Origin of the sequence: Xanthomonas sp. NCPPB 2586 (assembly GCF_041475775.2) — a bacterium.
In the GTDB taxonomy this organism is placed as follows: Bacteria; Pseudomonadota; Gammaproteobacteria; order Xanthomonadales; family Xanthomonadaceae; genus Xanthomonas; species Xanthomonas campestris.
The window spans coordinates 1,735,896-1,759,373 of sequence record NZ_CM192981.1; the positions used below are offsets into that span (position 1 = coordinate 1,735,896).

The window sequence follows — 23,478 nt, forward strand, 5'->3', positions numbered from 1 at the left end:
TTGAACTCATGCAACACCTGTCCGCCGCCGCGCTGGCCTTCACCGTGGTCACCTATGTGGTGCTGGATGGCACCGACCTGGGGGTGGGCATGTTGTTCGCGGCCAATCGCAGCGATGCGGATCGGCACCTGATGGCCTATTCGATCCTGCCGGTGTGGGACGGCAACGAAACCTGGCTGGTGCTGGGCGGCGGCAGCCTATTGGCGATGTTTCCCAGCGCATACGCCATTTTTCTCAATGCGACCTATGTGCCGCTGGTTGTCATGCTGCTGGCGCTGATCTGTCGCGGGGTCGCACTCGAATACCGTGACCAGCTCGGCACTGATCGCCGTCGCCGCGTGCTGGATGTGGTGTTCATGGTGGCATCGCTGTTGGCCACCTTTTGCCAGGGCGTGGTGGCGGGCACGTATCTGGCCGGCGTTGCGCACCGTGCCGGGCAATACGCCGGCAACGGCCGGGAATGGCTGCAGCCGTTCCCGCTGTTCTGCGGCGTCGCGTTGGTGGTGGGCTACCTGCTGCTGGGGGCGTGTTGGCTGGTGTGGCGCAGCGAGGGGCAGCTGCAACAGCGTGCACGGCACCAGGCGCGTGTGCTGGGCATCGTATTGGTCGCGCTGCTCACGCAGGGCGTGGTCTGGCTTGCACGGCTGACGCCGATCTACGCGCAGCGGCTGGGTGATGCGCACATCAGCGTGCCGCTGGGTACATCGGTGCTCGGCCTGATGGTGGCGATGTATCTGCTGATGCGCAGCCGCCACGCATTCCTGCCCTTGTTTGCGGTGCTGGGCGTGGTCGTGGCCACATACGCCGGTGTGCTGGCCATCGTGTATCCGATGGTGCTGCCGCCAGACATCACCCTCGCACAGGCGGCATCGCCCCCGGCAAGCCAGGGCGTGATGCTGTTGGCGTTCGCGGTGCTGGTGCCGTGCACGCTGGCCTACAGCAGCTATGGCTTTTACGTGTTCCGCGGCAAGGTCAAGCCACGCGGGCATGCGGCGGAGTGAGGCGTGCCTGGAGCAATCAGCGATGTAAGCCATCGCTTCGATAGGCGTCGCATCCGGCGTCTTGCCTAGACGGCGCCAGCCACCGCTTTGCCACTGCCACCGCCCGCCTTACGCCACCGCAACGTGGCGCACGGGCACTGCTTCACGAATCGGCAGGTTCACCAACGCCGCTGCAACGGCCAGCACGATGTCGCCGTACCACATCCACAGGTAGTTGCCGGAGTGTTCCAGCGCCAGGCCGCCCAGCCACGCGCCGAAGAAGCCGCCGAGCTGGTGCGACAGCAGCATCAGTCCGAACAAGGTGCCCAGATAGCGCGGGCCAAACAGCTTGCCGATCAAGCCGGCCGTGGGCGGCACCGTGGCCAGCCAGGTAAATCCCAATCCCGCGGCGAACAGATAGAACGTTAGTGGTGTAGGCGGCGCAATCAGGTACAGGCCGATCATCACCGCGCGGCTGGCATACATCGCGGTGAGCAACCACTTCATGCGGACGCGCTCGCCCAGCTTGCCGATCGTGAGGCTGCCGGCCACGTTGAACAGGCCGATCAACGCGATCGACACCGCCGACACGCTGGCCGGCAAACCACACAGCGCCACCTCGCCAGGGAGGTGCGTGACCAGGAAGGCGATGTGCACGCCGCAGGTGAAAAAGCCCAGATGCAAGCACCAATAACTGCGATCGCGCAGCGCCAGCTGCAACTGCGCACGCAAGCTGATCTCCCCCGCAACTGCGCCCGTGTGCGCACCGGTTGCAGATGGCACGCGCCGCAGCGGCCAGGCCAGCGGCAGGGTCAGCAGCGACACCAGTGCCAGCCCGGTCATCGCCTTCGCCCAGCCGGCCGCGCCGATCGTGAGCTGGACCAGCGGTGCGAACACGAACTGGCCAAGCGAGCCGCCCGCGTTGATCAGGCCGGCCGCGAACGAGCGCCGTTCCGGCGCGATGCGGTGCGCGGTGGCGCCGATCAGGACCGAAAAACTGCCCGCGCCGGCACCGGCCGCCGCCAGCACGCCGAGCGACACGATCAAGCCCCATTCGCTGGTCCACCACGGCGCCAGGCCCAATCCCGCTGCCAGCAGCACGCCGCCGAACATCAGCACCGGGAGCGGCCCGCGCTGATCGGCGATCGCACCGAACACCGGTTGCACCGCGCCCCAGACCAGTTGCCCGATCGCCAGCGCAAAACTGATCGACGCGATCCCGATGCCGGTCTGGCGATGGATCGGCTCCACGAACAATCCGGTGGTCTGGCGCGCGCCCATGGTCAGCATCAACATCGCCGAGGCGGTGACCAGCAAACCCCAGTGCGCACGCGCGCGTGGCGCCGCAGACGTGCTCATGCGTGTGTCTCCAGCACGGCATCCAGACGCGTCAGCGTTGCATGCAGCTGGGCAGTGGGGGCTGCGCCGAACAGCGTCTCCAGCTGCACCTGCGCCGCGTGCCAATGCGGGCGTGCGCGCACCAGCAACCCGCGGCCGCTGCGACTCAGACGCACCCATTTTTGCCGGGCATCCTCGCCGCGCTGGGTTGTGATCCAGCCGGCTGCCAGCAGCGGTTTGAGGTTGCGGGTGAGGGTGGTGCGGTCCATGCCCAGCGTGCTGGCCAATGTACCCAGCGACTGGGCCACCTCCAGCCGGCGCAGGATCGAGTACTCATTGAGGCTTAGCCCGACCGGCGCCAACGCGTGGTCATACAACTGCGAGACCCGGCGCGCCGCGCGGCGCAGATGGAAGCAGGTGCAGTGGGAGAGGCTGAGCATGCGGTGTCTCCACGAGGTTGCCGCATTCTGGGTGCATATGCACCTAGTCGCAACTGGCCTGCCTGAGGGGATCGGTTACGCGCCACCTGACTCCGGCGGCGGGTGAGCCGCTGCCTGCATCATGCGGCGATCAATCGCAGCATCTGCCCAGGAATGTCATGCTGCTGCAGAGCACTGTTCTGCAAAATATCGGCGGAGCGGTGTATCGGTCTCTGCGCCCGCAGTCTGGCAAGCGACGTAGCGCGCTCGACCGATGCACCACCACTACCAATTGGAATGGCGCAACGCGAATGCACTCTTCAAAAAAGAAGCGGCCGCCCGAAGGCGGCCTCGCTTGTGACGGCGGGAGAGAGAGCGCCGTCAGAAGAACAGGCGCACGCCGAAGGAGGCGTTGCGGCCGGGCAACATCACGTCGTCCTTGAGGAAGGAGGTATGCACGCGCGCATCCTGGTTGGTGAGGTTGTTTCCATCCAGAAACACTTCCCACGCGTTGGCGCCGCGATCCACGTGGTAGGCCAGATGCGCGTCCACCATGGTGTAGCCGTCGGTAGCGGTTTCGTTCACCGCCACCTTGTCCTGCTTCATGGTGCGGATCGCGCCTAGCGACGCGCGCCATGCATCGGCGTTCCAGCGCATTTCCGCGCCCACGCGGCCCGGTGCGATGCGCGGCAGGTTGCCGCCATCCTTCAGGCGCGCCTGCACGGTGTCGCCGAACACGCGCAAGTCCCATGCGCCGGTGTCGTTGTTGGCCAGGTGGAAGGTGGCTTCGCCTTCGAAACCGTGGAAGATGGCGTCAGCCTGCGTCCACTGGCGGATCGGCAGGAAGTCGTTGTCTTCTTCGTTGAACCACTGGCCGCCGGTATCGACGATATAGACGAAATCGTTGTAGCGGTTGTAGTACGCCGCGATCTTGGCATCCACCCAGTCGTTCTGGAAATTAAGCCCCAGCTCGGCCTGGTTGGCCTTTTCGGTCTTGAGATTGGCGTCGCCGATTTCGAAGGCCAGCGTGGCGATATGCGGCCCGTTGGCAAACAGTTCTTCCTCGGCCGGCGCGCGTTCGGCGTGGTCGAGGTTGGCGGTGAGGCGCCACTGCTCGTTGAAGCGGAAGCCGGCGCTGGCCGAGAAGCTGGTCGGGGTGAAGTCGCGGTCCACGCCGATGTCGGTGCTGTACTTCACCTTGTCCACGCGCGCGCCCACTTCGGCGGTCACGCGGTCCCAGCTGTTGCGGGCCACGCCGAACAGGCCGAGCGAACGGGTATCGGTCTTGGGCACGAAGGATTCTTCGCCCACCGCCTGGAAGGTGGTGTCGCTGCCCTGCAGGCCGAACGCAGTCTGCCAGCCGCCGCCGAAGGTGAAGGACGCTTCCACACGGCCTTCGTTGGCGCGCTTGGTGAACACGGTGCCGACTTCGGCGCCTTCGAATTCGGTGTGCGCGTAGTCGGTATGGCCGAAGCTGTAACGCAGCGCGCTGCCATCGCCCCACGGATCGGTCAGCCCGCCCTTGAGGTCGTAGCGGTCCTGCTGCAGTTTCAGCGAAACGCCGCGCTCGCCGATCGACAGATCGCCCGGCTCGCCCGGATTGCCGTAGTTGTCGCGGAACCGCGAGGCAGACAGGCCGACAAAGCCCCAGTCGCCCGCCAGCGACGCACCGATCGAGCCCACCTTGGAGTCCAGGAACGAATTGGCCTGGCGCCCTTGCGGGGTGTCGTAGTCGTTCTGGTTGCGGTACACGCCGTCGGCATGGATCGACAGCCCGCTGCCGTTACCGGCATCGACGCGGAACATGTCGGTGTTGCCGTCCTTGTCGCCGCCGTCGAAGCGCACTTCGGCGCGCCCGCTGAAGCCGTCCACCGGCGTCTCGGCAATGCGGCCGTCGACCACGTTGACCACGCCGCCGATCGCGCCGGAGCCGTACAGCAGGGTGGAGGGCCCCTTGAGCACTTCGATCTGGTTGGCCAGGAACGGCTCGATCGCCGGCGAGTGGTCCTGGCTGACGGTGGAGACGTCCTGCGTGGAGAGGCCGTCGCGCAGCACCGCCACGCGCGGGCCGTCCAGGCCGCGGATGATCGGCCGGCCCACGCCGGGGCCGAAGTTGGAGCTCTGCACGCCGGGCAGGCTGGCCACCGTCTCGCCCAGGCTGGAGGCGCGCACTTCGTCCAGACGCTCGCCGGCCAGCACCTCGACCGGGCGGCTCAGCTCGCCGGCCGCATCGCGCAGCGGGCTGGCGGTGACCACCACCTTGTCCAGGTCCTTGATATGGCGGCCGCTAGACGGCGTCGCGTCATGCCGGGTATCGGAACTGGGCGGGGTCTGGGGGTCGGCAGGCACCGGGGTGTCGTCGGCCATGGCCAGGGCGGGCATCAGCACACTGGCCAGGGCCAGCGTGAGGGCGGAGCGGCGGAGCGGGGAAGAAAGGCTGGGGGACATGGCTGACCGGACTCTATGGTTGTTACTTTGTATCAATGGAATGGCGCAGCTTGCCTGCTGCGCCGACGGCACACACCGCACCTGCGTGATGGACTGGTGCGGGGCTGGAACGAGGAAGATGTTATATTATTCCACGTCGCCGCGAGCCCCTGCTGAAAGTCATGCCCCTGCCAACGCTTCGCCATCTGCTCGATCGCTTCGGTGCCACCGGCTCATTGCTGTGTGCGGTGCACTGCGCAGTGCTGCCGCTGGTGCTGGCCCTGGCGCCGTCGCTGGGTCTGTCGTTCTGGCTCGGCGACGGGGTGGAGCTGGCCATCGTGGTGTTCGTGAGCCTGCTCGGGCTGTTCAGCCTGGTGCTGGGATACCGCCGCCACAAGGCGCTGCACGCCCTGGCGTTGCTGCTGCCGGGCCTGGGATTGTTGTGGCTGGGCCTGCTGTACGACCCGTTGCACCACTCGGTGGTGCCGCATGCGGTGGTGATGACCCTGGGCGGCGCGCTGGTGGGAATTGCGCACCTGGTCAACCTGCGTCTGAACCACGGTCATGGCCACGTCCACGACGCAAGCTGCGCGCACTGAGAGCGACGTGATAGGCTTGCCGGCCTTGCGCGAGGGCGCCGCCGGCGTAAACCTCGCCAGACCCCGTGCCAGCGCGGGGATTTGTATTCACATTCAGGAGTCGACGAAATGGGTAAGGGTGACCGCAAGACCGCCAAGGGCAAGCGCTACAATTCCAGCTACGGCAATTCGCGTTCGCACGCGGTGAGCAAGGTTGTCGTGGGTGCAGCTGCCCCGGTTGCCAAGAAGGGCGTAGTCAAGGCGCCGGCCAAGAAGGCCGTGGCCAAGAAGAGCGTTGCCAAGGCCGGCTGATCCCAGCCCGCTTCGCAACCAGAAACGCGGCGCTTGCGCCGCGTTTTTTATGCCTGTTGTTCGGGGGCGCGCAGCAACAGAGCGTCTGCCACCGATGGGTAACTGTCGTCTTCTGCGGCAGTGCCCGTGGGTCGAATGCGCCGCAGCCTGCCAGGCTGCGGCGCACCGTCAGCAATCAGTGCGCGCTTGGCGGCGGCGGTGTTGGGGGCGTAGGCGTGGACGGCGGCGCGGGCGTTGCAGCCGGCACCAGCAACTGTTCGGCCAGGCCGCGATAGATCGGCGTCTTGCAGACCAGCCCGGAGACCGCGCGTGCTAGCAGCACCGTGGCCAGGATCGGCAGCAGCATCTGGCTGGTATCGGTGAGTTCCAGCGAGATCACCGCCGAGGTCAGCGGGGCCTGGGTCACACCGGTGAGATACGCGCACATGCCCAGCAGCACGAAGGTGCGCGGGTCCACGCTGGGCATCAACACCGACAGGTTGTGCCCCAGCCCGGCGCCCACCGCCAACGCCGGCGAGAACAACCCGCCCGGAATGCCGGCCACGTACGACACCAGATTGGCCACCAGCTTCATCAGCCCGAACTCATGGCCGACCATCGCGTGCCCTTGCACCAGACTGCGCGCCTGCTCGTAGCCGGTGCCGAACGCACCTTGCCCGAACACCAGCGCCAGTCCCACCAGCGCGACCCCGCACAGCGCGGCCAGCAGCACCGGGTGCCGTTGCCGCAGTGCCGCCAGCCAGCGCGGCCGGCCGGACACACTGGCCAGCACCATGCGTGCGAACAGGCCACCGAGCAGCCCGGCCACGCTGCCGCATAACAGGATCGCCAGCCACGCCTTGCCCAGCGGCAAGGCCACGGCCACCTTGCCGAAATAGGTGTAGTTGCCGAGCAGGCCCAGCGACACCACGCCGCCCACGATCACCGCGGTGAGCAAGGTGCCGGAGAAACGGTGCTCGAAGCGCCCGCTCAATTCCTCGATCGCAAACACCACCCCGGCCAGCGGCGTGTTGAACGCAGCAGCGATGCCGGCGGCACCGCCGGCCAGCAGGAAGTGCGACAGCTCACGTGGCTCGCGGAAGCCGAACCAGCGCCCGAACACATGCATCAGGCTGGCGCCCACATGCACCGTGGGGCCTTCGCGGCCCACCGACGCACCACCCAGCAGCGACAAGGTGGTGAGTGCCAGTTTGCCCACCGACACGCGCAGCGAGAGATTGGTTTCGCGAAAGGCCGGGTCCGGGTGTTCCAGCGCGGCGATGACCTGCGGGATGCCGCTGCCGCGGGTGGGCCGCAACGCACCGGAGGTGAGCCAGGCCAGCAGCGCGAAGATGCCCGGGGTGAGCAGCAGCGCCCACCAGATGGAGTGGGCAGTGATGCGCTGGAACAGGTGGAAAGCCGCGTCGCTGGCTTTGGCGAACACGATGGCCACCAGCGCGACCGCAATGGCGCCGCCCCACAGGGCGACACGACGACGCCAGCCTTCGCTGGACAACAGCGGCCGCAGCCGCCGGGGGGAAGGATCGGGAGCAGACATCGCCCTATTGTCGCACCGCAGCGGCGCGCGCGGGCCGCCGCGATGGCTCAGGGCGTGCCGGGCGGTGGCGTACGCAGCGCTGGCAGCAGGCGCTGCGGGTTGCCGTCATTGGGCGCGGCCGGAATGCCGAGCAGGCGGGTCATCAGCGGGTAGACGTCGACATTGTCGAAGCCTGGCAGCTGCTTGCCGTGCGCGATGTCCGGGCCCTGCGCCAGGAATACCGCACGCATCGACGGCAGCGCCGGGTCGAACCCGTGCGAGCCGCGCATGCCCTCCCGCGGGCGCTTGGCCAGCTTGGCCGGGAACAGCGCGTCCCAGCCTTCGTGCATCTGGCACACGATCGGGGCGATGCGCGGATGGCTGCCGTAGTGCCAGCGCGCCGGCAATTCGCCCTTGCGCCAGCAGTCGTACTGCGCGTGCGCACCGAGCAACTGCGCTTCCGCGCGTGCCGTTTGACCAGGCAGCGGCTCGAAACCGATCACCTGGCCGTCGGTGGTGGCCGTGGCGAGCGTGGGCGGCGCCATGGCTTCCACGCTGAGCGCGTGCCCGGGTGGCACCTCGGCCATGCCATGGTCGGAGACCACGATGATGTTGGTGCGCGCGCGGGTGCCGTCGCGCTGCATGCCGGCCAGCAAGCGGCCGATCGCCGCATCCACGGCGCGCACGCTGTTGGCGTATTCCTGCGACTCCGGCCCGTGATCGTGGCCGGCTTCGTCCACATGTTCGAAATACAGCGTCACCAGCGTGTTGTGCTGTGTGCCCGAGGGCGCGAGCCAGCCGCGCACGGTGTCCACGCGCGCTTCCAGGCTGACGCCTTCTTCGTAATGCCGCCACTGCGTGGGGCGCACGCCCTGGATCGCCGCCTCGCTGCCCGGCCACGACCAAGTGGCCGCATGCAGGCCAGCGTTTTCCACGCCCACCCACAGCGGCTCGCCGCCCCACCAACGTGCATCGCTCACCGCGTCCTGCTTGCTCAGCCAGAAGCCGCCCAGGGCCGGGTCGCGCATGCTGTTGTGCACGATGCCGTGGTGATCCGGGCGCAGGCCGGTGACCAGCGTGTAATGGTTGGGGAAGGTGAGCGAGGGATACGAGGGCGTCATCCACTGCGCCCGCACGCCGTCGCGTGCGAGTTCCGACAGGGCGGGGGTGATGCCGCGGTCGAGCATGTCCGCGCGCAGGCCATCGATGGAGATCAGTAGCAGCGTGTGCGGCGCGGCCGCTGTGGCGGCTTGCGCGGCAGTGGCCGGCGGTGCGGGGCGTGGAGCGGTGCAGGCGGTGAGCGCTGCAACGGCGGCGGCGAGCAGAAGACGTCGGTCGATCATCGCGTCAGTTTACGTGGCCGCGGTGACGTGTCGAAGTCATCGGTGCGCTGGCGTTGTCGAAGATGCTGCGCGCTTGGTGGCCGACTCGGGCGGTAGCCGCGCAAGCGTGATCCGTGAGCTTGCGCTGTGCCCAAAAAATTGCGGATAAAACGGCGCGCGCGGCGTGCGGCCGCCGAATCGTTGCCAGCACTGCAACGGACCATCGTTGCCAGCGCCGCTGGCTTCGGCACGCAGGGTTTCAGGCTCCTGCAGGCCACTTACCTGTTGGCATTGTCCATGCGGCCGGTCACCAGCGCAGTGCGCGCGACGGCATTGGCGGCGGTGCTCCGCGGCGCCTGCCAAGGCCTGATGAGGCGATCTACGTTGCGCTCGCGTGTGGCAATGCGCGAGCGCAGATCGCGGGCACCTGCATGCGCACCGTGTGGCGTACACGGCAGCAGCGTTCGCCCAGCTCAGCGGGCGAACAGATCCTCGCCGACCACGGCTGCAACGCGGCGCGCCGACGCCTGCGGCGACCAGCCTTCCAGCTGCAGCAAGGCCTGTTTGGTCGGCAGCCCGCCACCGAATCCGGTCAGTGCGCCACTGGCACCGATGACGCGGTGGCAGGGCAGCACGATCGGCAGCGGATTGCGGCCGTTGGCGGCGCCCACCGCACGGCTGGCAGCCGGCCGGCCCACTGCCTGCGCCAACTGCGCGTAACTCCAGGTTTCACCGAACGGAATGCGGGCCAGCGTGTGCCAGACCTGCAACTGGAATGGCGTGCCGGCCGGGGCCAGTGGCAGGTCGAAGCTGCGCCGCCCGCCGTGCAGATAATCCAGCAGTTGCTCGCGCGCTGCGCGCACCGGCGCGGCATCGGGGCCGTGCTGCCAGAGTGCGCGCCCGGGGGCATCGTGGCGGTTCTGCGCGAACAGGATGTGGCGCACGCCGGTGGTGTCGGCCGCCACGGTCAGCGCACCAATCGGCGAGGGGAAGGTGTCGTAGTGCAGCATGCTCATGAGCGGGTGTCCTTTCGGTCGACGGCAAGATGCCACAGGTGCAGCACGGCGTAGGCGCGCCAGGGCCGCCATGCCTGCGAGCGCGCTTCGGTGGCACGTTCGCTCAGGCGCTCGGGGGCACCGAGCACCTGTTGCAGGATCAGATCTCCCGCCGGAAACGCATCGGGATGCGACAGGGCGCGCATCGCGATGTAGTGCGCGGTCCATGGGCCGATGCCGGGCAGGGCGGTGCATGTGGCGACGAAGTCGCTCAGGCGTTGCCCTGCACCGAAATGCAGGCGGCCATCGGCGCAGGCCAGGGCAAGCGCACGCAATGTGGCGGCACGTGCGCGCGGCAGGCCGAGGTGTTCCAGCGGCGCGTCGGCCAGTGCGACCGGCGTGGGGAAACTGCGATCCAGCCCGGGTGGCATGTCGGGGAGATGGCCGCCATGCCGGTCCACCAACCGCGCCGCCAGGGTGGCCGCGCCGGCTACGCTGATCTGCTGCCCCAACACGGCGCGCACCGCGACTTCGAATCCGTCCCAGCCACCGGGCACCCGCAAGCCCGGGCGGCGGGTGATGGCCTGTTCCAGCAGCGGGTCCTGCGCGAGCGTGGCATGCACAGCGTGCAGGTCTGCATCCAGATCGAACAGCCGGCGCACGCGGCGCACGATCTGCGGAATCTGGCGCGGGTCGGTGGCGCCGATCCGCAGCAGTAGTTCGTCGCGCGTTGGTGCAGCGCTGACATGGATCAACGTGGCCTGGCCAGGCGCGCCGATCACGCGCCGGTATCCATCGGCATCCACTTGCTCGATGCCGGGAATGGCGCGGCGCTGCAGGAACGCGAGCATCGCCGACAAATCCAATGGCGGGCGATAGCCCAGCCGCAGACACAGGTCGCCGCCGGGCACGTCGCTGCGTTGCTTGCGCAGCGCCGACGGCGGCATGCCGCAGCCTTGCAGGAATGCCGCATTGAAACGCCGCAGGCTATTGAAGCCGGCGGCCAGTGCCACTTCGGTGACCGGCAGGGCGGTTTCGGTGAGCAGTTGCTTGGCCAGCAGCAGCCGGCGCGTGCCATGCACCTGCAGCGGGGTGGCACCGAGTTGCTGCACGAACTGGCGCTGCAGTTGCCGCGCGCTCACGCCCACCGCATCGGCCAGGGCCTGCACCGGCTGCTCCTGCAGCACGCCCTCGGCCAGCATCGCCAGTGCCCGTTGCACGCTCTCTTCGCCCAGGTGCTGCTGCGCCTGCGGTGACAGCTCCGGCCGGCAGCGCAGGCACGGGCGATAACCGGCCGCGGTGGCCGCCGCAGCGGTGGGGTAGTAGCTGATATTGGCCGGCTTGGGCGGCGGCGCCGGGCACACCGGCCGGCAGTAGATGCCGGTACTGCGCACCGCGGTGAAAAACAGCCCATCAAAGCGCGCATCGCGCGCCAGTCGCGCGCGGTCGCAGTGGGTCCGGTCGGGCATGGCGGTGTGCATGGGTGCCAGTCTATGCGCTGCCTGTGCATGCGGCTGGCCGTTTTCGGACATGGTTGCGAAGGGGCCGCCGTGTTCATGGCAGGGTTCAACTGCTCGCCGCATTCAGCCATAGACTTGGCCTGACTTTCCGCCACGCGTTGCCTGCTCGCCGATGCTCAAATCGCTTTGCCTGTCCCTGCTGTGCGCGCTTGCGCTGGTCGCCTGTGATCGCAACAGCGCGACCTCCGCCGATGCCGATGTGGGGCAGCAGAGCAGTGGCGCGCAGGCGGCCGACGGCGACCACATGGTGTCGGTGGATACGCCCGAGCCGGTGGCGCCGCCACCGCGGCCGCGCGCGCAACCCGGCGAGGCCGGCTGGCCGCCTGCTGCGCTGGAGCTGGGGCAGGCCTGGATCAGCTGCGCCACCGATTACAGCCGCGAGGCCGGCGATGGTACGGTGCTGCCGGCGCTGGACCGCGCCAGCATGGAAGCGGCCCTGGCGTCCTGCCGTGAGACCGGCCTGCTGCGGGTGCGCTACGTGGGCAAGATCAATGCCGGCTTTGCGGACATGGTGTGGCGCCTGGCCACGGTGGCCGAGCAACTACGCCTGCCGCACCGCATCCTGGATCTGGATTCCAGCGGTGGGCAGGTGGAGGCGGCGATCCGCGCCGGCGATGTGATCGGCGAATCCAACTGGACCATCTGGGTGCGCGAAGGCTCCATCTGCCACAGCGCCTGCGTGTTCGTGCTGGCGGCCGGCGACAACCGCCTGGTGGCGGGCAAGGTGGGCATTCACCGGATGATGCGAATCAGCTCCAAGGCCACCTCGCGCGCCGAACTCAATCGCGAATTGCGCGAGGTCTATGGCAACGTCAAGGACTACCTGGAGCGCAACGGCGTGGCGGTGGCGGTGGCCGATCTGATGATGACCGTGCCCAATCGCAGCCTGCGCCTGCTCACCATGGACGAATTGCGCGAGTACGGCCTGGACGGCACCAACGCGGTGCAGGACGACCTGGAGCGGATCCGGCAGATGCGCAAGTGCGGCGACGCCTTCGTGCGGCGCAAGGATGCGTTCCTGGTTGCCTTCGATCAGAAGTGCAAGGGCGAGGGCGCCGAACTGGATGCGGTCAACGCCTGCGGCCTGGCGCTGAAGCAGCGCTTCGGCTTCCCCGATGCCGCCTGCCCCGAAGAAAGCCCGCTGGCCGAAACCGACGCGGCCGCGCTGCCCGCCGCCACGCCGCCGGCGGACGCGTCACCGTCACCTGCCAACGCAGCGCCCGCCAGCGCGCGCGATGCCGCGCCGGAGGCCACATCCGCACAGGAGGCGGCCTCCGATCCTCGGCAGGCACCGCCCGCCGGTCAGGCCGAAGGCTGAGCTTCACGCGTACCGCACTGCCGGCTGCCTATCGTCGCGGCATGTGATCGGAGCCGGGGGGCAACATGCTGGGGAAATCCAAAGGAATTGCGCTGGCCTACCTGCCCTCCGGGCTGCTGGTGTTGGCTGGCTTCGGTATTGCAGAGCTGTTGCGCGTCATCGCCGCCGCCAACCGCGTGCAGTGGCCGGCCACGCTGGCGGTGTGGTTGAGCCTGGTGGCGATCATTGCCGCGGTGGCCCGCGCGTTATGGATCAGCTGGCGGCTGTGGCGCCCACGCACGGTGGCCGCGGTGCCCCCCGGCGACGTCTGACGGCAACACCCCGCCGGCGCTTGCCTTGTGCGTGTGCCGGCCTAGACTGCTCCCGCCGCACGCGCTGTGACGGCGCCCTCATTCCCCGACGTTCCGTACAAGGTCCTTGCACATGCTTCGTTCCTGTCTGCTCGCCGCGCTGGCCGTGGCGCCTTCCGTGGTCTTCGCACAACAGCCGGCCCCGACTGCACGCCCGGCCGCAGCGCCCTCTGCCATCGCGCCCACTGCACGCCCGGCCGCGGCACCCGCTGCGACCGCGCCCAACGCCGCACAGCAGGCGCAGCTGACCAAGCAGAACACCGAAATGACCCAGGCCGCGCTGCGGGTGGCGCAGATGGTGGACGGCACCCAGGTCGGGCCGTTGTGGGACGGTGCCTCCAGCGTGGCCAAGAAGGCGGTGACGCGCGAGCAGTTCGTCGGCCAGATCGGCAGCCAGCGCACGCAGCTCGGGCCGGTGGTCGGGCGCGGGCAGGGCGCGGTGACGCGGGTGAAGTACGGCCCGGGGGCCCAGGTGCCAGAAGGTCTATACATCAACGTCAGTTTCCCGACCCGGTTTGCCAAGGCGCCGCAGCCGGTACGCGAGCTGGTGTCGTTCCGCCTGGACGAAGACAAGACCTGGCGCCTGGCCGGCTACAGCCTGCGGGCGTCGGCCAAGTGATCGTGGCCTTTGAGCGGAGCAACGCATGCAACTAAGCATCGAACTGCAGATGCTGGGCTGGGCCATGGTGCTCGGCCTGGTGCAGCTGCTGGCGGCATCGACCAGCATGACCGCCCAGCGCGGCACCAAGTGGAACGCCAGCGCCCGCGATGGCGAGACCAAGCCGCTGACCGGCGTGGCCGCACGGCTGGACCGTGCGTTCCGCAATTTTCTGGAGACGTTCGCGATCTTCGCCGCGGCAGTGCTGGCGGTCACCGTGGCCGGCCGCACCAATGCCGAAACCGCGCTGGGCGTGCAGCTGTATCTGTGGGCACGGGTCGCCTACGTGCCGGTGTATGCGCTGGGCATTCCGTACTTGCGCAGCGCGATCTGGGTGGTGTCGTTCTGGGGCATCGTCAAGCTGGTGCGCGCGCTGCTGGGCTGGTAAGGCGTGATCGCCGTGCCGCGTCCTGCGGCACGGTGCGCGGGTTGATCCTGATCAAGCCAGCGCGATACGGCCGCTCGTAGACTGTGCATCTCGCAGTACGCGGAGCGCAGCATGCAAACGGTGGATATCGCGGTGATCGGTGCCGGGCCGGTTGGCCTGGCGTTTGCACGGACGCTGGCCGGCAGCGGGTTATCGGTCACGGTGATCGACCAGCAATCGCGCGAACACCTTGCCGATCCGGCCTTCGATGGACGCGAGATCGCGCTGACGCATGCATCGCGCGCCTTGCTGGAAACAGGTGGCCTCTGGCAGCACGTGCCGCCCGATGCGATCTCGCCACTGCGCGATGCGCGAGTGATGGATGGCCATTCGCCGTTTGCGTTGACTTTCGCATCCGCCGCGCGGCAGGCAGGCGAGCTGGGCTGGCTGGTGCCCAATCATCTGATCCGCCGCGCCGCCTGGCAGGCCGTGCAGGCGCAGCCGGGGCTGGAGATCCGCTGCGGCACTAGCGTGCGCGGGCTACAGCACATGCCCACGCGTGTGTGCGTAGAGCTCGCCGATGGGGCGCGGCTGTCGGCGCGGCTGCTGGTTGCAGCCGACAGCCGGTTTTCCAGCACGCGGCGGTTGCTTGGCATCGGCGCGCAGCTGCGCGATTTCGGCAAGACCATGCTGGTGTGCCGCATGCGCCATGCAGTGCCGCACCACCATGCCGCCTGGGAGTGGTTTGGCTATGGCAAGACGCTGGCCTTGCTGCCGCTGCAGGGCAACCGCGCTGGCGCCGTGCTGACCTTGCCGCCACGCCAGGTCGAGGCCTTGCTGGCGATGGACGCGCGCGCATTCGGCGCGGCGGTGACGGACGCCTTCGAACACCGGCTCGGCCCGATGCAGCAGGACGGTAGTCGCCACGCGTATCCGTTGATCGCAACCTATGCACAGCAGTTTTCCGGTGAGCGTGCGGCGTTGATCGGCGATGCGGCGGTGGGCATGCACCCGGTCACCGCGCACGGCTTCAACTTCGGGTTGCAAAGCCAGGCGCGTCTGGCCGAGCGCGTGCTGGCCGCGGCCGCGCGCGGTGGCGATATCGGCGCCGCAGCGGTCGTGCAGGGATATGCGCGGGCGCATCGTCTGGCGACGCGCCCGCTATATGAAGCAACCAATGCACTGGCCGCGCTGTACACCGACGATCGTACGCCGGCCCGCTTGCTGCGACGTGGCGCCTTGCGTGCGGCCAATGCGGTGGCGCCGTTCAAGCAGGCGATCGCAGCGCATCTGACCCAGCGGAGCGTTTGAGGCGGTGAAGTGGCAGCGGCAAGCAACGCGTGCAGCGTTGCGCTGTCAGCATTTTGCGTCGCCTTGCAACGGCGTCCGATGCGTGGTGTTGCAGGACGGCATCCGCTGAGTCGGCAATGCCCGCGCGGCAATCGCGCAGACTGCGATCAGGGCGGCTTGCATCAGCCGCGCTGCAGTCAGGCGGGTGCGTTCACACGTGCAAGGATCGCATTGATCGCAGTGCGCGCATCGCCACTGCGCAGCACCGCTTCCAGCAGTGGAGTCACCCAGGCGCAACCGGCCTTGGTCACGTCCGCACGTCAATGCCGCGTCAGCCTTCCAGCGCATGCAATGCACTCATGCTGCCCCCGTCACGTTCGGCGTGACCACCAAGAAGCAACTGTTCGAACCAGAACGGTGTGGCCGAATCGGCCGCAATCGAAACACTGCAGACATCGCGCTACGGGTCGTCGGCCGAGTGCGCGATGGTGCGCCAGCTCACCTGCCCGCCGTCATTCCGCCGGGTCCGCCTCTGGATCCATCGCCAGCACCCGGATCTCCACATCGTCCAACTGCACCAGTTGGCCCGGCCGGATCTTGGCGGTCTTGCGCAGCTCCTGCACACCATCGACGCTGACCGCGCCACTGGCGACGATCGCCTTGCCCTGGCCACCGCTGTCGGCGATGCCGGCCAGCTTGAGCAGCTGGTTGAGCTCGATGTACTCGCCGTCCAGGTCGAATTCCAGAAATTGCATGGTGTGCTCGGTGACAGGGAGGGGGGCGATTATCCGCCTGGAGCGGCTGGCAACACCACCGCGATGACGTGGAACTACCGCCGAGGCGTTCTGTGCGCGAGGTCGCTTGATCAACTAACGGCTGCAGGTCACGGCGCGTGTGCGCTGCACAGTGAGTCGTGCAGGTCGCCCGGCGCACCCTAGTCGCGCTGGAAGCGTGCGATCTCTTCCAGCATGCGTTCGGCGCGAATGACGCCGGTACCGGCGTGCGCGCGGTCGATGCGTTCCAGCCAGGGATGTTGTGCGCGTTGTAGCCGCCGAAAGCCGAGCCAGGTGCCGATGCCGCCGGCCACGCCGACCAGCAGGTTGAGCGCCAGCCAATCGGTCGGCAGAGTTTGGCCGGTCAGGGCGCGCCAGAGCGCGTCGGCCACGGCGAACCACAGCACCCAAAACGCCACGCCCAGCCACGGCGTTACGCGCGTGCGCCAGCGCCGCAACCTGGTGAGCGCGCGTTGCGTGCGCAGCAGCGGCCCTGCGACATTGAACTGTGTCAGCAGCTGCAGCTGCACCATCGCGGAGATCGCCAATGCCATGCACCAGGCCTGCAGCAGCACGCCGCCAATGACCGCCACGTTCAACGCGATGCGGTACATCCAGGTGGAAAAACGGCGGTGCGGGTCGTAGCTGGGGAAGGCCCGCCACAGGTGCGTGGCGATGTCCTGGACCAGATCGGCGCGGTCATCGGTATCCCGGCAATAGCTCGCCGCAACCTTGAGCACGATGCCGCGGTGCTGCTGCAATAGGGCATTGAAGCGGGCGTGCAGGTCTGTTTGCTGGGGCATGGCAGCGGCGGCGTGGGTGGGCGAGGAGGGCATGTCTGAATGATTCGCCGGGAGGTGAAAATCCTCACAACCTGAACAAACTGTCACGAACCTTCGACAGCAGGGGCCTTCTGGGCGCACACTATGCTGCTTTGCGCCTGCCGGCTCCGTGCGGCGCCTCCGGAGTTACCCATGACCCAAGAATCTTCCGCGCCGCTGCTGTTTGCAGACCTCGGCCTCTCAGATGCTGTGATGAAGGCGGTTGCCGCCGTCGGCTACGAGACCCCTTCGCCGATCCAGGCCGCCACCATCCCGGCGCTGCTGGCCGGTCGCGATGTGCTTGGCCAGGCCCAGACCGGTACCGGCAAGACCGCCGCGTTCGCGCTGCCGGTGCTGTCCAATGCCGACCTGAACCAGGTCAAGCCGCAGGCGCTGGTGCTGGCGCCGACGCGCGAACTGGCCATCCAGGTGGCTGAAGCCTTCCAGAAATATGCCGAAGCCATCCCCGGTTTCCGCGTGCTGCCGGTGTACGGCGGCCAGCCGTATGCCCAGCAGCTCAGCGCGCTCAAGCGCGGCGTGCACGTGGTGGTGGGCACCCCGGGCCGGGTGATCGATCACCTGGACCGCGGCACCCTGGACCTGTCGCAGCTGAGGACGCTGGTGCTGGACGAAGCCGACGAAATGCTGCGCATGGGCTTCATCGATGACGTCGAAGCGGTACTGAAGAAGCTGCCGGAAAAGCGCCAGGTGGCGTTGTTCTCCGCGACCATGCCGCCGGCGATCCGCCGCATTGCGCAGACCTATCTCAAGGACCCGGCCGAAGTCACCATCGCGGCCAAGACCACCACCTCGGCCAATATCCGCCAGCGCTACTGGTGGGTGAGCGGCCTGCACAAGCTGGACGCGCTGACCCGCATCCTGGAAGTCGAGCCGTTCGACGGCATGATCATCTTCGCGCGCACCAAGGCCGCCACCGAAGAGCTGGCGCAGAAGCTGCAGGCGCGCGGTCTGGCCGCGGCCGCCATCAATGGCGACATGCAGCAGGCCGCCCGTGAAAAGACCATTGCCCAGCTCAAGGACGGCAAGCTCGACATCCTGGTCGCCACTGACGTGGCCGCGCGCGGCCTGGATGTGGAACGCGTCAGCCACGTGCTGAACTATGACATTCCGTACGACACCGAAAGCTACGTGCACCGCATCGGCCGTACCGGCCGTGCCGGCCGCAACGGCGACGCGATCCTGTTCGTCACCCCGCGCGAGAAGGGCATGCTGCGCGCGATCGAGCGCGCCACCCGTCAGCCGATCGAAGAGATGCAGCTGCCGAGCGTGGACGCGGTCAACGACACCCGCGTGGCGCGTTTCATGACCCGCATCACCGAGACCCTGGCCGGCGGTCAGATCGAGATGTATCGCGATCTGCTGCAGCGCTATGAGAGCGAGAACAACGTGCCGGCGATCGACATCGCCGCGGCGATGGCCAAGCTGCTGCAGGGCGATGCCCCGTTCCTGCTGACTCCGCCGGTGCGTGGCGCGCGCGAAGACTTCGCACCGCGTGAGCGCAACGACCGCGCCGACCGTGGCGAGCGCCCGCGCTTCGAGCCCAAGTTCGAGCGTGGCCCGCGTGCGCCCGACGGCGAGCGTGGTGCACGTCCGCCGCGTCCGGACCGCCCGGCCTATGGTGAAGACGCCGGCGCCGAGCGTCCGCGCCGCGAGCCGAGCGCACCGCGCGGTGAGCCGGAGTTCGGCATGGAGAGCTACCGCATCGAAGTGGGCCACACCCATGGCGTGAAGCCGGCCAACATCGTCGGCGCCATCGCCAACGAAGCCGGCCTGGAAAGCCGCTACATCGGCCGCATCGACATCCAGGACGATTACTCGATCCTGGATCTGCCGGCCGACATGCCGCGCGAACTGCTGACGCACCTGAAGAAGGTCTGGGTGTCGGGCCAGCAGCTCAACATGCGCAAGCTGGAAGAGGGCGAAGCGGCCGCTGCGGCGGCGGCCAAGCCCAAGTTCCCGCGCGGCCCCAAGCCGGCGGGCCGGCCCAACCGGCCGATGGACCGCGCCGGCGCGCCGCACCGCAAGGGTCCGCCCAAGCCGCGTGGCCCGCGCAGCGAGTAAGCGCGCCTGAGCGTGCCTGTGCGCGGCGTCCGCCAAGCGGGCGCTGCCATACAGACTCTGCCATTGCTGCCGTTACTGCCTTCAGGCGCCCACTGGGCGCCTGAAACGCATTGGGCAGCGGTGGACGGTGATGGCGAAAGCGCAGGCGGCACGAGGCACAGGTGGCGGCGGGACCATGCAGACGGTGCGTGGCTGGCTCACGCTGCCGTTGGCGCTGTTGATCGTGCTGACCGGCTGCATGGCGGTGCTGTCGGCACTGGTGATCGAGGTCCAGGCCGGTGCCACCAGCTGGATCATTGGCGAGAGCCACTGGTCCAAGGCCCAGCAGGAATCGGTGTACTGGCTGGAGCGCTACCTCGGCAGCGCCGATCCGGCGGATCTGCAGGCGGCCTGTCGCGCACTGGAAGTGCCGTTGGGCGATCGCGCGGCGCGGTTGGCGGTGGATGCCTCGCCAATCGACTGGGCCGAGGTCTATGCCGGTCTGGCGGCCGGCCGCAATGCCCGTGAAGACATGCCTCAGATGGTGCGCCTGTACCGGTATGGGCAGCGCCTGCCGTACCTGGGCAGCGCAATTGCGCTGTGGAAGCACACCGATGGCGACATCCTGCATCTGAGCCTGCTGGCCGACCGGGCGGCCTCCGCCCAGGCCACCGGCACGCCGGACGCGCGCGCACTGCAGTCCTTGCGTGCCGAACTGCATCTGCTGGATGGCCGCATGCGGCGCGATGCCGCCCAGTTCCTGACCTTGCTGACCCGCTGCGCGCGCATGCTGCACGATGTGATGGTGACCTGCAGCCTGGCCACCTTGCTGCTGGTGCTGAGCACCTGCGTGCTGGCGATCCGGCGCACCCGCGACTACCTGATGTCGCACGAAGGCCGCTTCCGCACCGCGTTTCAGCATGCCGCGCTGGGCATGGTGAAGTTCGACCTGAGCGGGCGCGTGCTCGATGCCAATGCCTCCCTGGCGAACATCCTGCAGTACCCGCCAGAGGCCTTGCAGGCCTGCACGCTGGCCGAGGTGATGCACCCCGACGACATCGTGCTGGACAGCCGCGGGCTGATCGACTGGCCGCGGCTGATGCAGGCTGGCGAGCTACGCTTTCTGCGCTCCGATGGCGGGGTGCTGTGGGGGCGCTGGAGTGCCTCGCTGGTGGAGCCGGGGCCGCAGGAGCCAAGCCTGGTGCTGGCGGTGATCGAGGATGTCTCGCAGGCGCACGAACTGGCCGACGAAGTGGCCTATCACGCGCGCCATGATGCGCTCACCGGGTTGATCAATCGCCGCGAGATCGAGCGCAGGCTGCAACGTCTGATCGACCCGCCGCAGTCACCGCAGCTGTGCCACGCGCTGTGCTTCGTGGACCTGGATCACTTCAAACTGGTCAACGACACTTTCGGGCATGCGGTGGGCGACAAGTTCCTGTGCCACTTCGCCGACGTGATCACCATGCAGCTGCGCCCCGGCGACTGGCTGGGGCGGCTGGGCGGCGACGAGTTCGCGATCCTGCTGGCCAACACCGACCTGGCGCATGCGCACACGCTGCTGGAGCGGATGCATGGCGTGCTTGGGCAGCCGTGGAGCCACCAGGGCGGCCGGCCGCTGACCCCCAGCTGCAGTTTAGGCGTGGTGGAGATCCGCCAGGGGGCCGACGACGTCAACCTGCTGATGACCGCGGCCGATCTGGCCTGCCATGCGGCCAAGGAAGAGGGCCGCAACCGCATCCGCAGTTTCGGCGAGACCGATCTGGCGATGGCGCGGCGGCGCCACGACGGTGGCTGGATCAGCGCGGTGCAGCAGGCGATCGCCGAGGACCGGCTGCTGCTGTACGCGCAGAAAATCCAGGTGCTCAGCGACCCGGGGCGTGTGCAATACGAAGTGCTGGTGCGCATGCGCACGCGCGACGGGCGCGTGCTCAGCCCTGGCGAATTCCTGCCGGCGGTGGAACGTTACGGCCTGGGCCGCATGGTGGATGCGCACGTGCTGGAAACCCTCTGTGCGCAGCTGTCGGCCAATCCGGCGCATGTGGCGAGCCTGGACCTGTGCCATGTGAACCTGTCCGCGCAGTCGATCGCGCAACGCGACTTCCTGGATTTTGTCTGCGCCTTGTTCGAACGCTACCCGGCGCTGGTGGCCAAGCTGTGCCTGGAAATCACCGAAACCGCAGTGATCGGCGATCTGGAGCACGCGCAGCGGTTCGTGCAGAGCGTGCGTGCGCGCGGCTGCCATGTGGCGCTGGATGATTTTGGCAGCGGCCTGGCTTCGTTCGGTTATCTCAAGCAATTTACGGTGGATGTGCTCAAGATCGACTGCGGCTTCGTGCGCAATTACGCGCATGACGCCGTGGACCGCGCCACCGTGCATTCGATCGCGCAGGTAGGGCTGGCGCTGGGGATCGAGGTGGTGGCCGAGGGCGTGGAATCGGAGGCCGACATCGCCGGCCTGCGCGAGGCCGGGGTCGGCCAGGTGCAAGGGTTTAGCCTGCACAGGCCATGCCCGCTGGACGACCTGCTGCATGTGCCGCTGGCCAGCCTGGCTGCCTCCTGAGCGGCCCTGACGCATGCAATGGCCCGCGCGGCGCCGCAATCGCCGATAATCCGCCGATGACGACCCGACTCAACAAACATATCGCCGAAACCGGCTTCTGCTCCCGCCGCGAGGCGGACCGCCTGATCGGCGAACGCCGCGTCACCGTCAATGGCGTGATCGCCGGCACCGGCGCGGTGGTCGGCGAAGACGACACCGTGCTGGTGGACGGCCAGCCCCTGCGCGTGCGCGAGGCCAAAAAGCCTGGTACGCGCCGCCACGTGTACATCGCACTCAACAAACCGGTGGGCATCACCAGCACCACCGAGAGTTCGGTGAAAGGCAACATCGTGGAGTTCGTGGGCCACGAGCAGCGCATCTTCCCGATCGGCCGGCTGGACAAGGACTCCGAAGGGCTGATCCTGATGACCAGCAACGGCAACATCGTCAACGAGATCCTGCGCGCGGAAAATCGGCATCAGAAGGAATACCTGGTGGCGGTCAACAAACCGGTCACCGACGAATTCCTGCGCGGCATGGCCCGCGGCGTGCGCCTGCACGACGAAACCACCTTGCCGTGCCGTACCGCGCGCATCGCCAAGTTCGGCTTCCGCATCGTGCTGGAGCAGGGCTTGAACCGGCAGATCCGCCTGATGGCCGCGGCGTTCGGTTTCCGCGTGACCCAACTGCGCCGCGTGCGCATCGATAACATCAAGCTGGCCGCGCTCAAGCCCGGCCAGTGGCGCAATCTCACCGACCAGGAATTGCAGGGGTTATTGCCGCAGCGTACTGATTGGTGAGTGTGGCTTGGCAGTGTGTTGGGGCGGTCGTTGCTTGGCGCAGTTTGATCGTCCCTCGGACGCTTCCCGATGCATCATCTGGAATGCTCATCGTAGGAGCGCGCTTGCGCGCGATGGGGCGTTACCGGTAAAGCCCTCGCGCGCAAGCGCGCTCCTACAACGGCCGGGTGCTTGTGACGCATTAGGACGCTGGTGCGCAGCGCGTGCTGAGCCTGTCGTGCGAATTGGTACTGCGATGACTTGGCGGCGCAGACACTCAGAAGGATTGGTGCCCGTAGGAGCGCGCTTGCGCGCGATGGGGCGTTCCCGGTAAGGCTCCTCGCGCGCAAGCGCGCTCCTACAACGGCCGGGTGTTTGACGCATCAGGACGCTGGTGCGCAGCGCGTGCTGAGCCTGTTGTGCGAATTGGTACTGCGATGACTTTGGCGGCGCAGACACTCAGAAGGTTCGGTGCCCGTAGGAGCGCGCTTGCGCGCGATGGGGCGTTCCCGGCAAAGCCCCTCGCGCGCAAGCGCGCTCCTACAACAGCTGGGCATTCGATGCTTTAGATGGCGGTGCCATAGCGAGTGCATGGCCTGCGGACGCATTGATTTTGTCGCATGCGACGACCAGGGCGGCGTGGACGCCCCGAGAAGGTTCGGTGTCCGCAGGAGCGCGCTTGCGCGCGATGGGGCGTTCCCGGTCAAGCCCCTCGCGCGCAAGCGCGCTCCTACAACAGCTGGGCGTTCGATGCTTTGGATGGCGGTGCCATAGCGAGTGCTTGGCATGCGTACGCATTGATTTTGTCGCGTGCGACGACCAGGGCGGCGTAAGCGCCCCGAGAAGGTTCGGTGCCCGTAGGAGCGCGCTTGCGCGCGATGGGGCGTTCCCGGTCAAGCCCCTCGCGCGCAAGCGCGCTCCTACAACAGCTGGGCGTTCGATGCTTTAGATGGCCGTGCCATAGCGAGTGCATGGCATGCGTACGCATTGATTTGGTCGCATGCGACGACCAGGGCGGCGTAGACGCCCCGAGAAGGTTCGGTGTCCGTAGGAGCGCGCTTGCGCGCGATGGGGCGTTACCGGTCAAGCCCCTCGCGCGCAAGCGCGCTCCT

The 23,478-nt window shown here is 67.9% G+C and carries 20 protein-coding genes and 1 pseudogene; 11 read left to right on the top strand and 10 right to left on the bottom strand.

The annotated features are described in order from the left end of the window. Positions 1 to 8 precede the first annotated feature (8 nt). Positions 9 to 1,001, top strand: coding sequence for a cytochrome d ubiquinol oxidase subunit II (cydB, locus tag ACCQ09_RS07315; RefSeq protein ID WP_040940983.1), 993 nt, complete (start codon positions 9 to 11; stop codon positions 999 to 1,001). 108 nt (positions 1,002 to 1,109) lie between these two features. On the opposite strand, the gene ACCQ09_RS07320 is transcribed toward cydB, so the two are convergent. From ACCQ09_RS07320 to ACCQ09_RS07330, 3 genes are all read right to left on the bottom strand, one after another. Then, complete coding sequence (locus tag ACCQ09_RS07320; protein ID WP_040940984.1) at positions 1,110 to 2,339, bottom strand: MFS transporter; 1,230 nt, start codon at positions 2,337 to 2,339, stop codon at positions 1,110 to 1,112. Beyond that, the gene (locus tag ACCQ09_RS07325) at positions 2,336 to 2,758 is read right to left on the bottom strand and encodes a MarR family winged helix-turn-helix transcriptional regulator (protein WP_040940985.1); all 423 of its coding nucleotides are present in this window, start codon (positions 2,756 to 2,758) and stop codon (positions 2,336 to 2,338) included. Before ACCQ09_RS07325 ends, ACCQ09_RS07320 begins: the two co-directional genes overlap by 4 nt. A gap of 360 nt (positions 2,759 to 3,118) precedes the next feature. Next, complete coding sequence (locus ACCQ09_RS07330; protein WP_040940986.1) at positions 3,119 to 5,185, bottom strand: TonB-dependent receptor; 2,067 nt, start codon at positions 5,183 to 5,185, stop codon at positions 3,119 to 3,121. A 161-nt stretch (positions 5,186 to 5,346) separates the two neighbouring features. On the opposite strand from ACCQ09_RS07330, the gene ACCQ09_RS07335 reads away from it, so the two are divergent. Continuing rightward, positions 5,347 to 5,763 (top strand): MerC domain-containing protein, encoded by a 417-nt coding sequence (locus tag ACCQ09_RS07335; protein ID WP_007964015.1) that lies wholly within the window; start codon positions 5,347 to 5,349, stop codon positions 5,761 to 5,763. 108 nt (positions 5,764 to 5,871) lie between these two features. Beyond that, positions 5,872 to 6,054, top strand: a complete 183-nt coding sequence (locus tag ACCQ09_RS07340; protein WP_011037786.1) for a 30S ribosomal protein THX — start codon at positions 5,872 to 5,874, stop codon at positions 6,052 to 6,054. Between the two features lie 175 nt (positions 6,055 to 6,229). Here ACCQ09_RS07340 and ACCQ09_RS07345 read toward each other — a convergent pair whose 3' ends face one another. The 4 genes from ACCQ09_RS07345 to ACCQ09_RS07360 all read right to left on the bottom strand — a co-directional run bounded on the left by ACCQ09_RS07345 (position 6,230) and on the right by ACCQ09_RS07360 (position 11,368). Next, complete coding sequence (locus ACCQ09_RS07345; RefSeq protein WP_040940987.1) at positions 6,230 to 7,591, bottom strand: chloride channel protein; 1,362 nt, start codon at positions 7,589 to 7,591, stop codon at positions 6,230 to 6,232. Between the two features lie 47 nt (positions 7,592 to 7,638). Beyond that, the gene (locus ACCQ09_RS07350; protein ID WP_040940988.1) at positions 7,639 to 8,913 is read right to left on the bottom strand and encodes an alkaline phosphatase family protein; all 1,275 of its coding nucleotides are present in this window, start codon (positions 8,911 to 8,913) and stop codon (positions 7,639 to 7,641) included. Between the two features lie 452 nt (positions 8,914 to 9,365). Then, entirely contained in the window at positions 9,366 to 9,908 is a 543-nt protein-coding gene (locus ACCQ09_RS07355; protein WP_040940989.1) for a methylated-DNA--[protein]-cysteine S-methyltransferase, read from the bottom strand. Further along, entirely contained in the window at positions 9,905 to 11,368 is a 1,464-nt protein-coding gene (locus ACCQ09_RS07360; protein WP_040942272.1) for an AlkA N-terminal domain-containing protein, read from the bottom strand. Before ACCQ09_RS07360 ends, ACCQ09_RS07355 begins: the two co-directional genes overlap by 4 nt. A 151-nt stretch (positions 11,369 to 11,519) precedes the next feature. On the opposite strand from ACCQ09_RS07360, the gene ACCQ09_RS07365 reads away from it, so the two are divergent. The 5 genes from ACCQ09_RS07365 (at position 11,520) to ubiM (ending at position 15,411) form a co-directional block, all read left to right on the top strand. Then, the gene (locus ACCQ09_RS07365; protein WP_228428400.1) at positions 11,520 to 12,725 is read left to right on the top strand and encodes a COG3904 family protein; all 1,206 of its coding nucleotides are present in this window, start codon (positions 11,520 to 11,522) and stop codon (positions 12,723 to 12,725) included. Between the two features lie 65 nt (positions 12,726 to 12,790). Then, a complete protein-coding gene (locus tag ACCQ09_RS07370) occupies positions 12,791 to 13,036 on the top strand; it encodes a hypothetical protein (protein WP_014508334.1) in 246 nt (81 codons plus the stop codon). A gap of 112 nt (positions 13,037 to 13,148) precedes the next feature. Continuing rightward, the gene (locus ACCQ09_RS07375; protein ID WP_011037779.1) at positions 13,149 to 13,694 is read left to right on the top strand and encodes a DUF4019 domain-containing protein; all 546 of its coding nucleotides are present in this window, start codon (positions 13,149 to 13,151) and stop codon (positions 13,692 to 13,694) included. A gap of 25 nt (positions 13,695 to 13,719) precedes the next feature. After that, on the top strand, positions 13,720 to 14,121 hold the full coding sequence (locus ACCQ09_RS07380; protein WP_011037778.1) for an MAPEG family protein: 402 nt from the start codon (positions 13,720 to 13,722) through the stop codon (positions 14,119 to 14,121). 111 nt (positions 14,122 to 14,232) lie between these two features. Next, the gene (ubiM, locus tag ACCQ09_RS07385; RefSeq protein ID WP_040940991.1) at positions 14,233 to 15,411 is read left to right on the top strand and encodes a 5-demethoxyubiquinol-8 5-hydroxylase UbiM; all 1,179 of its coding nucleotides are present in this window, start codon (positions 14,233 to 14,235) and stop codon (positions 15,409 to 15,411) included. A gap of 176 nt (positions 15,412 to 15,587) precedes the next feature. Here ubiM and ACCQ09_RS07390 read toward each other — a convergent pair. The 3 genes and pseudogenes from ACCQ09_RS07390 to ACCQ09_RS07400 all read right to left on the bottom strand — a co-directional run bounded on the left by ACCQ09_RS07390 (position 15,588) and on the right by ACCQ09_RS07400 (position 16,999). Then, a pseudogene (locus ACCQ09_RS07390) lies at positions 15,588 to 15,955 on the bottom strand (hypothetical protein). Beyond that, the gene (locus tag ACCQ09_RS07395) at positions 15,903 to 16,145 is read right to left on the bottom strand and encodes an RNA-binding S4 domain-containing protein (protein WP_011037775.1); all 243 of its coding nucleotides are present in this window, start codon (positions 16,143 to 16,145) and stop codon (positions 15,903 to 15,905) included. The pseudogene ACCQ09_RS07390 and the gene ACCQ09_RS07395 overlap by 53 nt, the downstream one beginning before the upstream one ends. Positions 16,146 to 16,324: 179 nt before the next feature. Continuing rightward, positions 16,325 to 16,999 carry an RNA polymerase sigma factor gene (locus ACCQ09_RS07400; RefSeq protein WP_372386285.1) on the bottom strand — a complete coding sequence of 225 codons (675 nt, stop codon included), beginning with the start codon at positions 16,997 to 16,999 and terminating at the stop codon, positions 16,325 to 16,327. Positions 17,000 to 17,137: 138 nt separating this feature from the next. Here ACCQ09_RS07400 and ACCQ09_RS07405 point away from each other — a divergent pair, with 138 nt between their 5' ends. The 3 genes from ACCQ09_RS07405 (at position 17,138) to ACCQ09_RS07415 (ending at position 22,387) form a co-directional block, all read left to right on the top strand. Beyond that, positions 17,138 to 19,066, top strand: coding sequence for a DEAD/DEAH box helicase (locus ACCQ09_RS07405; protein WP_040940992.1), 1,929 nt, complete (start codon positions 17,138 to 17,140; stop codon positions 19,064 to 19,066). A gap of 130 nt (positions 19,067 to 19,196) precedes the next feature. Further along, positions 19,197 to 21,608, top strand: coding sequence for a putative bifunctional diguanylate cyclase/phosphodiesterase (locus ACCQ09_RS07410; protein ID WP_040940993.1), 2,412 nt, complete (start codon positions 19,197 to 19,199; stop codon positions 21,606 to 21,608). 56 nt (positions 21,609 to 21,664) lie between these two features. After that, positions 21,665 to 22,387 carry a pseudouridine synthase gene (locus tag ACCQ09_RS07415; protein WP_011037770.1) on the top strand — a complete coding sequence of 241 codons (723 nt, stop codon included), beginning with the start codon at positions 21,665 to 21,667 and terminating at the stop codon, positions 22,385 to 22,387. The last annotated feature ends 1,091 nt before the right edge of the window (positions 22,388 to 23,478 follow it).

Bases quoted from the DNA above. Each gene is read 5' to 3' on its own strand.
- cydB (WP_040940983.1), top strand. From the start codon at position 9: ATGCAACACCTGTCCGCCGCCGCGCTGGCCTTCACCGTGGTCACCTAT.
- ACCQ09_RS07320 (WP_040940984.1), bottom strand. From the start codon at position 2,339: ATGAGCACGTCTGCGGCGCCACGCGCGCGTGCGCACTGGGGTTTGCTG.
- ACCQ09_RS07325 (WP_040940985.1), bottom strand. From the start codon at position 2,758: ATGCTCAGCCTCTCCCACTGCACCTGCTTCCATCTGCGCCGCGCGGCG.
- ACCQ09_RS07330 (WP_040940986.1), bottom strand. From the start codon at position 5,185: ATGTCCCCCAGCCTTTCTTCCCCGCTCCGCCGCTCCGCCCTCACGCTG.
- ACCQ09_RS07335 (WP_007964015.1), top strand. From the start codon at position 5,347: ATGCCCCTGCCAACGCTTCGCCATCTGCTCGATCGCTTCGGTGCCACC.
- ACCQ09_RS07340 (WP_011037786.1), top strand. From the start codon at position 5,872: ATGGGTAAGGGTGACCGCAAGACCGCCAAGGGCAAGCGCTACAATTCC.
- ACCQ09_RS07345 (WP_040940987.1), bottom strand. From the start codon at position 7,591: ATGTCTGCTCCCGATCCTTCCCCCCGGCGGCTGCGGCCGCTGTTGTCC.
- ACCQ09_RS07350 (WP_040940988.1), bottom strand. From the start codon at position 8,913: ATGATCGACCGACGTCTTCTGCTCGCCGCCGCCGTTGCAGCGCTCACC.
- ACCQ09_RS07355 (WP_040940989.1), bottom strand. From the start codon at position 9,908: ATGAGCATGCTGCACTACGACACCTTCCCCTCGCCGATTGGTGCGCTG.
- ACCQ09_RS07360 (WP_040942272.1), bottom strand. From the start codon at position 11,368: ATGCACACCGCCATGCCCGACCGGACCCACTGCGACCGCGCGCGACTG.
- ACCQ09_RS07365 (WP_228428400.1), top strand. From the start codon at position 11,520: ATGCTCAAATCGCTTTGCCTGTCCCTGCTGTGCGCGCTTGCGCTGGTC.
- ACCQ09_RS07370 (WP_014508334.1), top strand. From the start codon at position 12,791: ATGCTGGGGAAATCCAAAGGAATTGCGCTGGCCTACCTGCCCTCCGGG.
- ACCQ09_RS07375 (WP_011037779.1), top strand. From the start codon at position 13,149: ATGCTTCGTTCCTGTCTGCTCGCCGCGCTGGCCGTGGCGCCTTCCGTG.
- ACCQ09_RS07380 (WP_011037778.1), top strand. From the start codon at position 13,720: ATGCAACTAAGCATCGAACTGCAGATGCTGGGCTGGGCCATGGTGCTC.
- ubiM (WP_040940991.1), top strand. From the start codon at position 14,233: ATGCAAACGGTGGATATCGCGGTGATCGGTGCCGGGCCGGTTGGCCTG.
- ACCQ09_RS07395 (WP_011037775.1), bottom strand. From the start codon at position 16,145: ATGCAATTTCTGGAATTCGACCTGGACGGCGAGTACATCGAGCTCAAC.
- ACCQ09_RS07400 (WP_372386285.1), bottom strand. From the start codon at position 16,999: ATGCCCTCCTCGCCCACCCACGCCGCCGCTGCCATGCCCCAGCAAACA.
- ACCQ09_RS07405 (WP_040940992.1), top strand. From the start codon at position 17,138: ATGACCCAAGAATCTTCCGCGCCGCTGCTGTTTGCAGACCTCGGCCTC.
- ACCQ09_RS07410 (WP_040940993.1), top strand. From the start codon at position 19,197: ATGGCGAAAGCGCAGGCGGCACGAGGCACAGGTGGCGGCGGGACCATG.
- ACCQ09_RS07415 (WP_011037770.1), top strand. From the start codon at position 21,665: ATGACGACCCGACTCAACAAACATATCGCCGAAACCGGCTTCTGCTCC.